Raw genomic sequence first — 17,167 nt, 5'->3', positions numbered from 1 at the left:
GTTAGGAAACGAATCGATGATGAATTCCAAGTCTATCCCGTGATCGCCGAGAATCCCCACTGCATCCGAGAGATGATTGGTGGAGTTCCTCAGAAAATCGAAAGAAAGCTCGAAGTTGCCGGCGAACCATTGCCTCATGTCATCGGCGTGGAAGACACCGGCGTCGGCGCCGTGATCCTCGTAGATCTTTATCCCTGTCATCTTGAACCGATCGTTGTAGCTGGCAAGGAAGGCCTGCTCCCTGATATAATCGGCGTAACCCAACATCTCGAATATCTCTCGGGTAGCGGAAACGGATGAAGTGATCAGCCTTTTTCCTCCGAGACCCTCGATCCGCACGTAGGTGTCATCAAAAGCCATGAGGGATATCCTGTTCGGTCCCTCGCTTTTCCAGGTGAAGGTCTCCCTTTTCCCAACGCCCACTCCTGAGGCGTTGAGATGCCCGTCCTCCTCCACCCTGATGTACATGCCGTTATCCGTCTTCAGCGCGATCCTTTTATTGCCCAGATCGACCCATTCCAGTCTCTCCGAGTCTCCCTGGCTCTCTCCGGTCATAGCCACATGACCATTCTCCTCCACCGATAGGAACACGCTAGTTAAATTCCTAAGAGCCTTCGCTGGAAAATCCGAGTAACCGGTCGCCCTCCACACAAGACTCGCCGTCGCCTCGAGGTCCGTCGGACTCGAGGATGGATAGATCATCCTTCCATTCAGGGCGACCACTTCCCCTTTGTCGTAGACGGGGTAAAGGGGAACGTAGGCCTCGTTCATGGTGTTGACTATGCCGTATCCCCTCACATCTTCCTGATCTGGCAGCAACCCGTCAACTAATTCTATGCTCCACAACTGGTCATTCGTCTCTGATGGAGAATTCTGCCATATCCTTACTCCATCATCCTCTATCTCGAGATTCTTTCCCGAATGCCTGACAGTCAGCTGAGCGAATCCCTCTGAATCGTATGTCAGACCCCAGAGCTGGTTGTTGCTGCCCACGAAATCATTCTGGACCACCAGCGCATTATCGGCCTTGCTGCTCCCGCTGACCTCGAGACAATTACCAGTCTCCTTGTTCACTATCTCGATGAATCCGCTCCCGCTGTCCGAGAACTTCCATAACTCTTCATCAGTTCCCTGGAATATTCCCTGAACGACCTGATTGGTCTCGTTGATTTCCACACACTTGCCATTCTCTTTATTCACGATCTTGAAATAGGAGTCCACCTTCCACTCGAGAGTGGGGACCACCTGGACATCATTCTTGGAGTTGTCCAGATCCTTCATGATCCCCTCATCATCGTACTGCCAGTCCCAGTACTGGTTCACCAGCTTCAGATGTTCCGGATTACTCGACCTTATTTGGAATTCGATGAAAAGAGGATTTCCTTCAGTTTGAATGTCGAAGGTGAACTCTGCGGTATCGATCGACCTGTAGAAAGGAGAAGCGTCCAGCCTGTCGCCCACTCCATCATTGTCGTTATCGGGGTCCCAGGCGTTGAAGAGGCCATCGCCGTCAGCATCTAGAGAGATGACGTCAGTCACTTCGTAATAGTCCGAGTACCCGTCGTCATTTGAGTCGGCCTTGAGCGGGTCGAGATCGTTCATCGCCTCGAATCTATCGTCAAGCAGGTCGGAGTCGGTATCATTATTGTTCGGATCTGTTCCGATGACCCATTCGACCGAATCATAAAGGCCATCACCGTCCGTATCGTTCCTCTTGTCCAAGGGGGTCTCTTCCATCAGCTTCGGAACCAGGACGCTCAGCTCAGTGATCGGTTCGTTGGGGTTGATGATCTCGGGTTCAAGGCCTTGACCTTTCGAAATGGCAGGACCGAAGGCTGTAGCAACAAGCAATAGAACGACGAAGACAGCGATCGGTCGGATTCCTGAGTACGTTGACACCTCCCCCCCATCAAATGCTCTCCACGCATATCTAGGGAAATGAAAAATCACTGTCCCTGGGTTCCTTTAGATGCAGCTTTGATTGCGATTGGTTCGGTGAGCATCATTACCCGTGGCAACAATCCCCAGTTTATACGATATATTTGTATCACATGGGTGTATATAAATAATCATCCACTATCAAGAATGCAAATGCCCAGTTCTTCTAATACGAGTCTGAGGGCGATCTCCTATATCTCGGCACATTCTTCCTTGATTCGTTAGAAAGCGAATGCTACTAATGTAGACTTATTATTGTCTGATGTTGATTCAATTCTAATGGAAAAGGATGAAGCGCTAGGATTACTGAGCAACCTGTCGCTGGTCAATTTGGCCACGATCGACGGTGACCAACCGAGGGTGAGGGCGGTCACCCTGGTGGCATACGACGATCAATTCTGGATCTCCACGAGGACATCCGCCGATAAAATGGGACAGATACGGGCCAACGACAAGGTGGAACTGAACCTCAGTGTCGGAAGTGATAGGGATTTCGGGACGGTGAGGGCGACCGGCAGAGTAGAGGTGATCGATGATGAGGCCGTCAAGTCGGAGCTGGCGGGACAGATGCCCTTCTTCAACATGATCTTCAAGTCGATCGATGATCCAGACTACACCCTCCTGAGGCTGGACCTCAGCAGGATCAAGGTCCTCTATCCCTACAAGAACGAGATGTTCGCGTTCGATCTCTAGCCGGAAGAATCCACGATCTGCAGTGAATATCAATGCCATTTGTGCGGCCTGAGATCGAATTGCCATTATATATCATGCAATCAATATACAATATGCTAATCTTTAGCGCACCAAATTGAAAAGAATGGGGGAAAGGAATGAAGAGCAAGACGCTCACCTCCTTGGTGACGGTGGCGTTACTGCTATCGATGATCCCCCTGAGCACAACACTGGAAGGCGCAAATGGCAGCGATCTGTCGATCACTGTGATACTCACGGTGGAGGGTGAGATACAGACCGACGATCCATGGACCACTGGCTCGCCGAACATCAACGACTGGGCCAAGCCCATGTACTACATCTGGTTCGACGACAACGGCAATCCCGATGACGGTAGATATGCAAACGGAGCAGGACCGCTCTCTGCCCAGGTGAACCTGGACACGGGGCTGCTGGGTCTACGTTGGTTCGGGGAGGACCGCATATGGGGGAATACCGATGATAGTGTGTACTATCCCATCCCAGCGGTCACCCCGGGATCGGAGTGGTACTGCGAGCCCAACAGCATCAGTGCGAGCATAATCAACGACGGACACTCGTTCTCCATCACATTCCCGCTTGGGCTGATCGGAAGCCCGTCCACGCTTGATGTCTCAGCCATGGCATCCCCATGGACGACCTCCGCTCTGGACAATACCGGCACCGGAAGCGGGATCGGAGGATGGATCACCATCAATGACACCTCCGTGGAGGACGTATACTCCCTGGACGATCCCTCCGGTGAATCGCTAAGCTGGCCGAGCGAACTGGCCAACAGCGCTTTGTTGCCCAACTTCAACATCGAGCGTCTGGAGGTCATCATCGGCGAGGGAGTACCGACCATTCCAACGGTTAACATAGTGTCCACCACCGCGCCGCTGGTGTATGTAGTTGGCCCTGTCGTGACAGCCGAGGTCACCAACACCTTCGAGGAGAGCATGGACATCACGGTCAACGCCACGGTTTACCAGGTGTCTACAGGCACTAGGCTTCATTGGGAGGATGTGGACATCACCCTCTCCTCCGGTCAAAGCCAGGAGGTGAGCGTGGAGATTCCTATGAGCTTCATGGAGGGAGTGCCGATACAGGTGATATGGACCGCCAGGTACATTGTCAGTGCGATTCCATACTTCGCAACCTACACCGACTACGTGATCACCACCCTTGACCAGACGGTCGACGACAGCGAGGGCTACTTCATGATCATAGACAACGAGGATGACTACAACTCCACGTTAGCCATCGACTGGGAAAACATAGCTCCCGAGTTCCAGGACAGCGTGGTGTCATCCACCGATGGAAAGGTCCACATGATGATCGTGAACTTCTCCGCGCACCACAGCCCTCTGGGAGTTGATCTCTCCTCAGCCCCAGTGGTCGGAGGGATCGATTCTGAGTCTCTCATGAACCTGAAAGGAACGGCCGACACCATCGTGGGAGTGGCGGCCAAGGCCGCGAAGTACGAGTCACCGATGATGGACAAGCTCGGCGTGGTGAGCGCTGGTCTGGACCTTTCCTACGTGACATACAGGGCCATAAACTGCCAGATATCTGGCGACAGTTGCCCGAAGGACGACTGGGAGGCCTTCGACATGTTCGTAACCTGGACGCTGTCAGCGGCGATAGTAGGAGGAACAGCCGTGGCCCTCCTTGCCACCAGCCCGGGCTGGGTAACCGGAGGTCTCGCGGTGGCGGCCGCAGCCTCGGCAGCCTCCCTTGCCTACGGAAGCGCAAAGCTCATCATACCGCTGGTCAAGCAGGCCATAGAGGCGGAGGCCGATGGGGAGTTCACCCCCGAGGAAGGTGTCACCTACATAAGCACCCAGAGATCTGTGTTCATGGAACAGGACCCTACCGATTATCAGATGTCCACCGGTTTCTGCGAGGTGGTTGGCTCCTGCTCGAACGGTACAGCCGATGCTTGGATTGACGATTTCTCTGCCGAGCTCACGGAGAAGTATCCCGACCAAGATCTCGAGGACTGGAACGTCACCGGCGTGAACACCGCGCCCCTGATGAACTATGTCGACGGGGAACCCCAGGGGACGCTCCACTTTGTCGAGCTGCAGAACAAGGAGACCAACGAGACAACCATTGAGCCCATTTTCATCGAGAACGAAGGGTCTCTCCAGATAGTCTATCACGGGGAGCAGCAGGAACCGGTCTTGAACTACGAGTTCAACTACAATGCCATGACCTACTCGGGGACCATGGGAACTCCCGACTACGTATACAATTCCGGATCGCAGATCACCGTGGAGGAACCGGGAGGTACCACCAACGGGGATCTTGACCTCCATGTGTACGTTGACGACATGCACATCGGGAGGAACTACGACACCGGTGAGATAGAGAATCAGGTGCCTGGTGCCTGGTACTCAGGAGACTTGGATACCGCCCACTTCACTGAGATGGTAATCCTCCCCGCCAACATAGAGGATTACAGGATCGAGGTTGATGCCAGGGACGCGGAGCACGCCACTGAGATCTACACCGTTGACGTGATCGTTCTTGAGGACGGTCATATCGTCGCAGAGCTGGTCGAGGAGGATCAGATACAGCAGGGCGATTCAAAGGGGTACGACATCCATATCGCCGAGGACAACGGAGAGATCCACATCGAGACTTCGACCGCGGGAGATGGGGGCGATGACATCTGGATCTGGATCGGTCTGATAGTGGTTGTTGCCGCCCTGGCCGTGATCGTGGTATTCGTTATGCTCAGGAGAAAACGCTATTGATGCAAAGGGTTTCGGGATCAGGTATTCTGATCTCGAACCCTTCATCTTTCTTTTTATCTGAATAAGAGAGAAAGAAAAAGAATAGTGTAAAAAATGATATAGGAATTCTCGAGTTCAATCCTTCATTGCAATGGAAATGGCCTCTGAGGCTTCCACCGCAGGCATAACATTGTAGCTTTCGAATAATCCCGGCATCGCGTTTGCCCAGACGGAATAGACATCAAAAACAATGGCCTCGCTCTCGGCCTCGATTATGGAAACGCCGAAGCCGCCGGGACAGACCAGCCATTGCAGTGTTTCGTAGCCCTTGGATGGCAGTTTCTCTTTCTCTATGAGTTCAGCAGCGACCTTGCCAATAACTGACGGTTTCAAGTTCCTATTCAATTGCCATGTGTTCACAAAGAGCACCCTATCACCTCCCTTTTATTGATGATAAAATCTCTTTATATCACTCTATTAGAATCTTCGCATTCGGGTCATTCTATCCCTATGTCTAGAATGATTTGCATCTCTGGAATGGCATCCATTCCCCAATGAATGTTGGGATAGAATTGATCAATTCGATCTATCAAATTGAATCTCGACGAAGGTATATGAGAAAAAGAAAAGAAATTGGTTTAAACACTACTCTAATGCGATCGAGACGGCATCAGCTACTTCAACTGCTGGCAATACTTCGTATTCATCGAAGAAGCCGGGTATAGCATCGGCCCATATGGTATAAGCTCTGAAAATGTCGGCTTCGTTATTTGCTTCCATTAATATAACGCCCTTACCTCCGGGACACACTAGCCACTCATGCACTTCAACGCCTTTGGTTGGGAACGCTTCTTTTTTCATTATTTCAGCGGCGACTTTCCCGAGCTTTGATGAAGTAATATTCTTTCCAAGTTTCCAAAACGCCAAGAATTTCAACTTTCTCACCTCCCTTTAATCGTTGAGATATAGTTGGAACGCAGAGTATAATAGGATGATGGTGACCGCGAAACGTTTTTATTCTGACGAATTTCGGGGCCAGAATAAAATAGTCCTTACTCAAAAGTCAGTATCAGGGAGGAAGGAACATGCGTGATTCAGACGTGGTCATTGTTCACGATTCAAGTCGGGCAGAAGGGGCCATAAAAGCCCTGCAGAAAGTGGGGCTTCCCGAGATGATTGGTAAGAATGTCCTGATCAAGCCGAATTTCAACACATCTGACCCGGCGCCTGGCTCCACGCACAACGATACCCTCCGAACAGTATTGGAGATAATCATTAAGGAAGAACCTGAGAAGATCATTATCGGTGATCGCAGCGGTCCCGAAGATACACGGGGGGTGTTCGAAGAGAAAGGCATCTTCCACCTTTCTGAAGAAATGGGATTCGATTGCCTGATCTTCGATGAAATGGAACACTCCCGCTACCAGCTGATCAAAGATCCGAGATTTCACTGGAAGAGCGGCTTCCTCTTTGCCAAGCCCATTCTGGAAGCCGATGTGGTCATCTCCCTATGCTGCCTCAAGACCCACCAGTACGGTGGGCATTTCACCATGTCACTCAAGAACACAACCGGAATGGTCCATCGGGACAACATGAGGGAGCTCCATCACTCCCCGCACCAGCGGGAGATGATCGCCGAGATGAATACGGCCTACAAGCCCGATCTCATCCTGATGGACGGAGTGGAGGCCTTCTACGACGGGGGGCCCATGACGGGTTCCAGGTGGAAGGCGAACATAACGCTAGCCTCAAAGAACAGGGTCGCCATCGACGCGGTTGGTGTGGCCGCACTCAAGAAGCACGGCACTACCCGGCCGATAGAGTCAAAGAAGGTGTTCGATCAGGACCAGATCAGGAGGGCAGTTGACCTTGGCCTGGGAGCTTCCAGTCCGGATGAGATCAGAATCGTGGCGGTCGGCGACGAGAGTCAGATTCCCGCGGAAGAGTTGGAGGCGATTCTGAAGATCTGATCTACTAGATTCTCATGTCAAGTAAAATACGCGAATTCACAGTCGTCTTCTCCTAATAGTCAGCATGTATACTGTGGGTATCATGATTATCACGGCAAGGATGATGAAAGCCCCCATCAAATTCGTGGTGAATGCAGAGGAACTTGAGGTGTCCACTTCGAAATTCAAGGTCACGGTCCTGTTGTTACCCACATTGTCATATGCCCTCACCTCAACGGTGTGCTCTCCGTCATCCAACGAGTCTATGGTGTAGCTGTACACCACTCCCAGGTCAATCCACGAGCCTTCGTCCATCCTTATCTCGAATTTCAGGATTCCGGATATAGAGTCATCACCCAACCATTGAATGGTGATTGAACTGGAGTAAAGCTCGTCACCGTTCAAAGGTGCGGTGATCTCCAGGCTGGGACTGGTTAGATCGATGCTTAGAGATATGACCTCGAGATCCATCTGGCCAAGCTCGTCGACTCCCCTGATGGCGATCGAATGAGTTCCTTCCGTCATGGATAATAGGAGAAACTCGTAAACAAGACCCACCTCAATCCATTCCTCATCATCGATGCTTATCTCGAATGATTCGATCGTTGAGCTGTTCTCTTCCTCTTCCCAAGTCAGCATCAGGGAATTGACATTTGTCCACTGATCATCCGTTGGAAATGTGATGATCAGTGAGGGTTTCAGGGCGTCCTTCACAGTGAGCGTGATGTTGCGGTATCCTGGAAGTAAACCATCGATCGAGGACCAGCTCGAACCCCAGGAAACTGAAAGGAATTCAGCGTCGGTGCTTACTGACCACGAGCACGATTCGTTGGTGGTCACATTGGTCCAGATCTGAGAGCCTTCCACGACACTCATTTGGGCTGGGATCGAGACGAATGTTGAAGTCCAGGTGTCATTGAATATCAGCGTGTAGTTCAGATGGATTGAGAGCTTTCCCGAGATAGAGGTGGCAGAGATGTTGACGAAGTATGTTCCAGCGTCATCGTTTGTCGGAGTTCCAGATACGGTAATTGAGGTAAGGCCGCTCGAGTGGGACAGGAAACTCGCGTCCGTGATGAGGGACCATGTACAACTCTCGTTTGTCTCTACAGTCCGTTGGTAGCTGATGCTCTCCCTGCCATATTCCGGATCATCTGGCACCGTGATGAAGGTGGGGCCCCACACGGGAACGGCTTCGACGATGACGGTGAAGTTCTGGAATGAGGAAAGGGTCCCTGATCCAGATGTTGCGGTAATGTTGACCCAGAACCATCCCGGGGCGTTGGGTGTCCCGCCCACCGATCCTTGGGCACTGTTGGCGGTGAGCCAGGTGGCATTCGTGATGATCATAAAAGAGACTGATTCGTTGCATTCTGCGTCGTAAAGATACTCTATTTGAACCGTCGCGAACGCGATTGGGGTGGAGGTGAAGGCAGGAGCCCATGTATCCCCCACCACAAGGATGTAGTTCAAATATGTGGTCAGGGTGCCGGCCACCGACTCCACCGAGACATTGACGAAGTAGGTCCCAGCATCGGTTAATGAAGGAATCCCGGAGATATTGCCCCAATCGTCACCGTTCTCCATACTCAGGAAGGGTGCGTTGGTTTGCAGGCCCCAAACAGAGCTTTCGTTCGCCTCGATGTAGCAGAAGTATGGTTGATCCTCGCGTCCCAGCCCAGGGTCCTCTGGGTATACTTCAATTATGGGAGCCCACACATCTCCCACGATCAGGGTGAACTCCAGGTAGGCCGGTAGCGTACCCTTCACGCTTACGGCGGTGAAGTTGACCAGGTATATTCCGCTATCATCTGATGAGGGAGTTCCGGTAACATTGGCCCATGTCTCCCCATTGACCATTGAAAGGAATGGAGCGTCTGTGGAAAGCGTCCAGATGGCCGACTCATTGACAGTGACATTGAATGAATAGAAAATTTCCTCCCGAAGGTGTTGGGGGTCGCTCGGGAACGAGAGGAAGAAGGGCGCCCAGGTGTCATTGATGATGATCGTGAAGTCCTGGGAGGCTGATAGGGTTCCCAGCGAGCTTCTCGCGGTAATGATGGCAAAGTATATCCCAGATTCGGATGAACCAGGGGTTCCTGATATGTTGCACCAGGTATCACTATAGATCACGGAGACGAAGGTGGCGTCGGTATCGACGGACCAGGTGCACGTCTCGTTGACCGTTGAGTTGTACCAGTATATCTGTCCCTCCATCCCGTAAGCCGGGTCATCTGGGGTTGAGGTGAAGGAGGGCTTCCAGGCGTTACCGACAACAAGTGAATAGTTCTGGAATCCCCTCAAGGTTCCCGCAATGCTCTCGGCAGAGAGGTTGACGTAGTATGTTCCGGAATCACCCGACAGGGGCGTTCCAGAAACATTTGCCCAGTCCCCTCCTGACACGATGGAAAGGAACGGCGCATCTGTCTGGAAATACCAGGTTACCGTTTCGTTAACGGTCGCGTTGTAGTAGTAATTCTCCTGCTCCAACCCGATTTCCGGGTTATCGGGAGCGGTCAAGAATGAGGGGGACCATGTGTCGTTCACTATCAGGTTGAAACCGTCGTATGCGATCAAGGTTCCCGCCACCGACTTCGCGGATATGATGACGAAGTACTCCCCGGCATCGGTGGAGCTTGGTACCCCAGATACGTTAATCCAATCATCACCATGGGTGAAGTTGAGGAAAGATGGGTAAGCATCAAGGGACCAACTGCAGGTCTCGTTGGCAGTGAGGTTGTAGTAGAACAGCTCACCCTCAAGACAGTAGAACAGGTTCTCTTCGGGAGTGTTCAGAGTTGGTTTCCAGGTGTCGTTGATGGTCAGGGAGTAGTTCTGGAAGGCCATCCCACCAACAGAGTTCCGTGCGGTGATGTTGACCCAGTGTGTCCCCGGGGAGACGGGCGTGCCGGATACCAATCCAGTGTCCGCATCGAATGAAAGGAAAGTCGCGTTCGAGCGAGTAGGCCGTCCCGTTCACACCGTAAGTGATGGGTGTGGTGGTGAATGTTGGATTCCAGCTGACGACCACAAGGGTGTAGTTCTGGTATGAGGACTCCCCCCCCTCCACGCTGGTTGCCGTGATGTTCACCCAGTATGATCCAGCCAGATCGGCCGTCCCACTCACCATGCCCGTGGCCGAGATGCTCAGGAATCCGGCATTGGTGGCAAGGGAGAAGTTGGCTGTTTCATTGGTGTCGCAATCGTATGAGTAGGCGGAGTTGTTCAGAACGCTAGTGACCGGCGTCGTACTAATGATCGGGGCCCAGGAAGTCGGTTCTGGTTCGACGATAGTCAGCATGAAAAGCTGGTAAGCCGTCAGCATGCCCGCATCCGAGGTGGCGGAGATGCTCACCTCGAATACGCCCGCTGCATCCGGTGTTCCTGAGACCAGCCCCGATGTGGATATGGAAAGAAATGACGCGTTCGTGTTCATCGACCAGGTGACCGACTCGTTGCATTCGGCCTGGTATGAGAATGGCTCACCCACCGTCCCATTCTCGATCGGAGTCGAGGTGAAGCTAGGTTCCCAGGTATCGTTCACGATCAATGTATAGTTCTGGAACGATGAGAGCACTCCTTCATCGGAGAGTGCGGTGATGTTCACATAGTAGGTACCAGACTGGGACGAATCTGGAGTACCTGATACGTTGCACCACGTCGACCCGCTTTCAGTACTGAGGAAAGCTGCATCGGTATAGAGGGCCCAGGTCGAGCTCTCGTTGACGGTGGCGTTGTAATAGTGGACCTGACCCTCAAAACCGTAACACGGATCTTGCGGGCTCGAAAGGAAGTCCGGTGCCCATAGCGCCTCTTCCGACACATCGATCGTGAAGTTCTGGAAGGATGTTTGGGTTCCGTTCACCGATGTTGCGGTGAGGTTGACCCAGTACCAGCTTGCGTTCAGCGGGGTGCCACTGACCACGCCGTTGAGCGAGTCGATCGTTATCCATGTCGCGTTAGTACCCATGTCCCATGTGACCGACTCGTTGCACTCGGCCCTGTAGTAGTAGTTGCCCCCCACCTTTGCTGATGTGGGGGGAGAGGTGATGAAATATGGGGGCCAGATACTGCACACAATCAAGGTGTAATTCTGATAGCTGGTCAGGGTTCCCAAGTCACTAGTTGCAGAGAAGTTGACTTGATACACGCCGATGTCCGATATGTCAGGTGTGCCCGATACGTTGCACCAGGTACTGCCGTTCACCTGGTAAAGGAACATAGCGTCGGTGCTTACCGACCAAGTGCATGACTCATTGACGGTGGCATTGAAGCTGTAAAGATCACCTATCCTGCAAAATGCCGGATCATTGGAATAGTTTTCGAAATCTGGTCCCCAGAACGGTGATTCAAAGACCAGTTTCAAGGTGGAGGACGAGTTCCAGAAATGGGAAACGTAGAGGATGTTGTTCCTTATGTCATACCCCGTCTCCATGATCCTGGCTCCGTTCAGGAATTTGAGCGAACCATCTCCCTTCTGCAAGACCTTGTTTCCTTCTACGATCGCGATGTCCAGAAGTTCCTGTGAGAACTCTGAAAGGTCCACGGCGATGGTTACCGGGACGTTCCAGTATCCCACTTGATAGGGATCGACCCGTGAGATATCATACTGCTTCAGGTAATTGTTCGAGGCTGAGAGATCGTATTCGATATCGGTTGTCAATCTACCGTTGATATAAGAGATCAGCTCGCCATCGGTGGCCTTCCAGTTCTCCCGGGTGCAGTTCAGCTTATCCTCATCGATCCATCTTAAGAAAGAGGTCCAGCTGCTGTCGTACGTATCGTGGCAGTAACCCGTCCAGACGCCCTTGTGCTCAGCGGTCCAAAGCAACTTCTCCCAGGCGTCCTCGGGGATCTCGCCATCGATGCAGATCCTGTCATGGTCCATCGCGTCATAGGGGAGATATGGGTACCATGCACCAGGCCAATAGTCCTTGGCCTCAAGGCCATCTAGGTCGTAGTAAAACGAGCCTTTCAAATGCGAACTGCCAGAGGATATCCACGCTTGAACGGATCTGCCCATGATCTTTGTTCCGTGTAGATATTGCTGGTAATACTGCTGCAGTGACGCGGAATTGCCTGGACACAATGTGGTGATGTATGTGTCTCCCAGGCCCACATAAGAGGGGTCATCCCATCTGGACGCGAAGGTGAAGTTCCTGTCTAGGATAAAATGTCCCTGCTGAGACGAGTAGGCGGCCTGATCCCAGTCCTTCACCATCCAGTACATGTAGTCGTGTGGATAGTGAATGGCTATCTCGGACTGTGTGTCCAAGATGTCGGAGGACACTCCACCTGGATTATCGACGTAGATGCCGGAGACCGTGGGGTGATCGTAGGGTGCATAAACCAACTCAGCACTTCCGGCATTGTTCGAATCGTCCTTGTGCAGGGTGGTCACCCAATCCCAGCCGTTCCACCATAGGGGCAGGAATATCTCACTCCTGTTCTGGTTCAGAACGGTGACTGAAACCTCCCTAATGACCTCGACGGAGTCGACAACCGCTCTCACATTCACAGGGATGCTCCAGTTCGCCTTGGAGTCGGAGGGCAGAGGGCATTCGTACCTTCCAGAAACGGAGTTGTAGGATGATGGTTCCCAACCATTCCCGAAGTCGAGGTACACCGCACCATCCTCTATCGTGGATCCATCGGGTTCCATTAATTCTATCCAAGCGCTGGAATCCTTTCTCACGAATTCGAAATCGGGATTGATGATGGGGTATCTGATAGAGTTGTTCCTCATGATCATGTTCGGTATCATCCAGGCGTTCTGGGCGTTATACGATCCTCCTGAGACGAGGTCAATGTCGCTATGTATATCGTACTTCACCTCGCCTATCGAGGAGGACATCTGATAGCGAGAGTGATGAACCAAACCCACCTCCGTGTGGAAGATGGTGATATTGATCCATGTGCCCCCGGAATACGAGAACGATACGATGTAGTGGTTCGGCCTGTATCCGTAGGCGCTCTCTGTCGATGCCGTACAATTGAAATCGTCACAGGCTGTGTCGAACCTCCTCGAGGTCGTGGGAACGATGTCGGTTGCGACCTGGATCCAGCTTCCAGATGATGAGTTGAACACTAGGACCTTCTCCTGACCGTTGGAGGGATTTCCCGCCAGAAGGTTGACGGCGGAGTAAGTCATCAGATCCCAGACAACATTGATGGTCAAGCCAAATTTCGAGGGCGTGACATTGGAGTAGTCGGTAAGTGTGGAATTATCCCGGTTGAGGTAGGCTTCCACGCTGAAATTCCAGTTTCCTTCACTGAAACGTTTGGGTTGAATTGTGACAACCCTTGCATTGCTGTCTCCATCGGAGAAAAGGAGAAGCTCACCTTCCAGTACGACCGACTCCTCATAACTATTAGCGTCATTGAGAATAAGGGTGTAATTATCTGTGTCAATTGTAGATGGGTCATTGGTGCCCATTTCGATCTGGTCGAAAGATATCCCCCATCCGGATTCTCCATCTCCAGCCAATAGAGTCTCCTCGCTCAGATCCATCTGAGGCTGAGAGAAGGAGACTGATGCGAGATCGTGGTCAGAGGGGATCGCGGTTCCCATGGTGGAAACCAGGACTAGAGATGCTAGAACAATGATCGGATACCAGCTTCCCTTGATTGCCATCCCCCCAGATGCCTCTTTCTGAACTATATTGACTACTCAAATGAAGATTACAACTCTTATTTCTTCTTTCCTTCGTGTAAGTTATTATCCTTAGCAGGTGCATAATAACTTTGGTCACCGAAAACCCAAGAATCTTGCAGGATTGGGAAACGATCTTCGGTGATATTATCTAGAATAGTGAAATTCATCCTATTGAGTGAAGTGAGTTGTCCGATGCCGATATTGCGATAATAGGAGGGGGGCCAGGGGGAGCTTCCACAGGATTCTTCCTGAAGCACATTGACAGGAATGACCTCAAGGTCATCTTGATCGAAAGACTGGAGAATTCAAGATACAAGAGGTATCACTGCATGTGCGGGGAGGGAATAAGCAAGAGGGCATTCGAGCGTTTGAAGCCCCTTGCCGTGGGCGCTGTGCTCAATACCATAGATACGATAGAGATGAGATGGCCAGGTGGAGTTGTCTCCAGATATAAGGACAAGGGTTACATCATCGATCGATCAGCATTTCTAAAGGGAGTGTTGGATCAATACAAGCGTTCAGGTGGAGAGATCGTGCACGATTCTGTGAAGAGCGTTGAGCGTTCCAAAGATGGTTTTACCCTTTGTCTTTTCTCAGGCCAGCGATTAGGATGTGAATACCTCGTTGGGGCCGATGGCGCGAGCTCACTTGTCAGAAAGTCATTATTCGGTGAGGATCCACCCGAGAGCGTGGTCCTTCAGCAGTTCGTCATCGATAGACCAGCGAGGCCCAATGTGATGACCTTCGTCGCTGACAGCATGTATAACGGTGGGTACAGATGGGAATTCCCGTTTGGCAACAGGTGCAAGATAGGGTTCCCTATGGGGACTGATGTCGTCGAGGAAGAGATACTAGAGAAGCACGGGCGGCGTATATGCTTCGGGGGCTTGAGCAGCATCGTCAACGGAAAGGCATTATTGGTGGGGGATGCAGCTGGACAGGCCAACCCGCTGACAATGGGGGGAATAAGGGTAGCGATGGAAGCTGGTAAACAGGCTGCCAAATCTATTATTCAAGGAAATCTGAGCGCGTATCAGAAGTGGTGGGTAAAATCTGGTTTCAACTCCCCCAGGTTCATGAAGGCATTCAACCGCTCTCGAGAAATAACCAACGAGCAGCTGGAGAGTTTAATCCGCCCGTTCTCAAGATTCTATACTTACCCGCTTCATCTTATCAATTATACGAAGAGCCCTCAGGATAGGCCCCTCTATACTTCATATCTCACTCTTCCCTTGTATGGTTGGTGAGTAATTCTTTATTCTCTGACTAGTCAACGAACTCCACATTGTTGTTACCGACGCTCTTGGCGAGGTTCTTTGAGATCAATCCAGCCTCTATCCAAGCGGCGTGGAGAATTCCCGCCGGAACCAGGCAATTGGCGCTCATGGCTGTCACCCTCATTCGGTCGAATAACCTGCTGTTGGCCTTGTCCGTTAGATCGGTTAGGTCAAGGTTCTCCAGCGTCTCTGCGAACTCCCTGACATTGGGGCAGTCCGAGGTCACTTCGATGTCGAAGGTGCCGTCATCCTTCTGGGTAGCCTTCACTACTGTGAACTGGCTGCAGACGTTCATGTTGATCTTTACTGTCGAGGTCATCAATCATCACCGCTGGTTACTTCTAACATGTCCTATCAGCGAAACTCAACTATTTCAAAAAATGTAAGAATATTACAATGTTAATAAATTGGTGGTTGAAAGAATTATTTCCCTATTTACCCCTGGAGAATTCGTAGTAGATACAATTGAATTGAAATCTCGAATTCAATCATATTGAAGAAAATGGTTGTGTCACAAAAGACCATTCTCATGATTATCTCACTTCATAGATTTATAATGAATGAATTATGAAAATATTAAGAAACCTTGTGCCGATTGAACGACTCAATACTGATCAAAACATTGATTCTTAGCTATACGAACCCAAATTGAACTGGAGGGGAAAAAATGAGATTCATGATCATCAGGTCGTTCCTGTAAAAAGGATTAACTCAAGTAGTATGTGTCATTGAGATTATCTCAAATGATGATTTGGAAAACCTCGAGAGAGATTATGGAGCTGCGAAATTCATTGTGTATCCAGAGATGCCAATTCATTTCTGAATGTCACTGTGAAAATGCTTCGTAGGACTCTATCCTAGAAAGGCGTTGATGGAGATGTTGACATCATAGTTACCCTTCACGTGACCATCGCCAATCTCTATGCTGTACATTCTCTTGGTGAGGCCATTAATAGACTTTGGACGAGGGTCATGCTGTCAATATCAAAAAGCAATATCCAGTCATGATAATAGCTAATTCAATCCCTCAAGAACTTTTTGACTGTGTATAGAGGGGATAGCATGACACCGACCAATGCTTTAAAATGATAGATGAAATTCTCTCGATCATCTAGTCGAAGATCGACCACCATATCCAAGGGATGGGTGGCAGCGTATCTCGTAAAATAACGTAGTGTTTTCGATATTGAGAGCCTACCGGTCTTGGCCAGATTCCATATTCCTGCCCCATTCCAACCGTATTTAGATACCACTGATTTGACAACATGGTGATGGTCGACATAGACCGGAGTGATTTTCCAGGAATACCCCTCCTCTAATATATGATTGGCTATGACCCAGTCTTCAAAGGAATTGAGATCTTCAATTTGCAGACCAGACAATAATCTCCTTCTCAATATAGTGCAGTTAGTATAGCCCCTCTGTCCAGGTTTCAACAGGAAGAAGCCTTTTTCTTTGGTCAGCTTTTCCCACCGATCTTTCATCCTTCTCCTCAGCCTTGGTTCGGTTGAAAGGGCAGTTCCCTGAACGGCCCCGGTTTCGTTGTCCATGAATTCCATCAGCTTCTCCCTGAAATCCTCGTGAATGACGATGTCATCGTCTATGAAAGCTACAAATTCTGCACTGCTCGAGGAAATGCCCAGCATCCTGGCCGATCCAAGCGACACGGTATCGGTCAATACATCGCAATCAAACTCCTTTGCGATATCAAGAGTCTTATCAGTGGAATTTCTATCCACGAGAATTATTCTATTTGGATGGATATGCTCCCGTACTCCCTCTAGTACCATATCCAGGATGTCACTGGAATTCCAGGTGGGAATGATCACATCCATGGCCTCTGAATTGCTATTCGTCTCCATCACCCTGCTTCGGATCCGATTTGGATCTTCCCCCTTCATAGGAGATTCATAATCC

General features: G+C 50.8%; 11 protein-coding genes. 4 read left to right on the top strand and 7 right to left on the bottom strand.

Features of this window, described 5'->3' with window-relative positions; translation table 11 throughout:
• The coding region (locus GKC03_05985; protein NYT12089.1) for a hypothetical protein at window positions 1–1,899 on the bottom strand (1,899 nt) is incomplete at its 3' end.
• A gap of 318 nt (window positions 1,900–2,217) precedes the next feature.
• On the opposite strand from GKC03_05985, the gene GKC03_05980 reads away from it, so the two are divergent.
• Entirely contained in the window at window positions 2,218–2,631 is a 414-nt protein-coding gene (locus tag GKC03_05980) for a pyridoxamine 5'-phosphate oxidase family protein (protein NYT12088.1), read from the top strand.
• A gap of 137 nt (window positions 2,632–2,768) precedes the next feature.
• Complete coding sequence (locus GKC03_05975; protein NYT12087.1) at window positions 2,769–5,390, top strand: hypothetical protein; 2,622 nt, start codon at window positions 2,769–2,771, stop codon at window positions 5,388–5,390.
• 114 nt (window positions 5,391–5,504) lie between these two features.
• Here the strand turns inward: GKC03_05975 and GKC03_05970 are convergent, their stop codons facing one another.
• Together GKC03_05970 and GKC03_05965 are read right to left on the bottom strand one after the other, a co-directional pair.
• Window positions 5,505–5,798: a DUF3303 domain-containing protein gene (locus GKC03_05970; GenBank protein ID NYT12086.1), complete on the bottom strand. Its 294-nt coding sequence runs from the start codon at window positions 5,796–5,798 to the stop codon at window positions 5,505–5,507.
• 216 nt (window positions 5,799–6,014) lie between these two features.
• Entirely contained in the window at window positions 6,015–6,305 is a 291-nt protein-coding gene (locus GKC03_05965; protein ID NYT12085.1) for a DUF3303 domain-containing protein, read from the bottom strand.
• 149 nt (window positions 6,306–6,454) lie between these two features.
• Between GKC03_05965 and GKC03_05960 the strand changes: the two genes are divergently transcribed.
• A complete protein-coding gene (locus GKC03_05960; protein NYT12084.1) occupies window positions 6,455–7,339 on the top strand; it encodes a DUF362 domain-containing protein in 885 nt (294 codons plus the stop codon).
• A 36-nt stretch (window positions 7,340–7,375) separates the two neighbouring features.
• Here the strand turns inward: GKC03_05960 and GKC03_05955 are convergent, their stop codons facing one another.
• Together GKC03_05955 and GKC03_05950 are read right to left on the bottom strand one after the other, a co-directional pair.
• Window positions 7,376–10,165, bottom strand: a complete 2,790-nt coding sequence (locus GKC03_05955) for a hypothetical protein (GenBank protein ID NYT12083.1) — start codon at window positions 10,163–10,165, stop codon at window positions 7,376–7,378.
• Window positions 10,077–13,952, bottom strand: coding sequence for a hypothetical protein (locus GKC03_05950; GenBank protein NYT12082.1), 3,876 nt, complete (start codon window positions 13,950–13,952; stop codon window positions 10,077–10,079). The genes GKC03_05955 and GKC03_05950 overlap by 89 nt, the downstream gene beginning before the upstream one ends.
• 206 nt (window positions 13,953–14,158) lie before the next feature.
• Here GKC03_05950 and GKC03_05945 point away from each other — a divergent pair, with 206 nt between their 5' ends.
• On the top strand, window positions 14,159–15,220 hold the full coding sequence (locus tag GKC03_05945; GenBank protein ID NYT12081.1) for an NAD(P)/FAD-dependent oxidoreductase: 1,062 nt from the start codon (window positions 14,159–14,161) through the stop codon (window positions 15,218–15,220).
• A 19-nt stretch (window positions 15,221–15,239) separates the two neighbouring features.
• Here the strand turns inward: GKC03_05945 and GKC03_05940 are convergent, their stop codons facing one another.
• Together GKC03_05940 and GKC03_05935 are read right to left on the bottom strand one after the other, a co-directional pair.
• On the bottom strand, window positions 15,240–15,569 hold the full coding sequence (locus tag GKC03_05940) for a hypothetical protein (protein ID NYT12080.1): 330 nt from the start codon (window positions 15,567–15,569) through the stop codon (window positions 15,240–15,242).
• 700 nt (window positions 15,570–16,269) lie between these two features.
• Complete coding sequence (locus tag GKC03_05935) at window positions 16,270–17,112, bottom strand: glycosyltransferase family 2 protein (GenBank protein NYT12079.1); 843 nt, start codon at window positions 17,110–17,112, stop codon at window positions 16,270–16,272.
• Window positions 17,113–17,167 lie beyond the last annotated feature (55 nt).

The organism is Methanomassiliicoccales archaeon (genome assembly GCA_013415695.1).
In the GTDB taxonomy this organism is placed as follows: Archaea; Thermoplasmatota; Thermoplasmata; order Methanomassiliicoccales; family JAAEEP01; genus JAAEEP01.
This window is presented reverse-complemented; position numbering and strand designations above follow the sequence as displayed.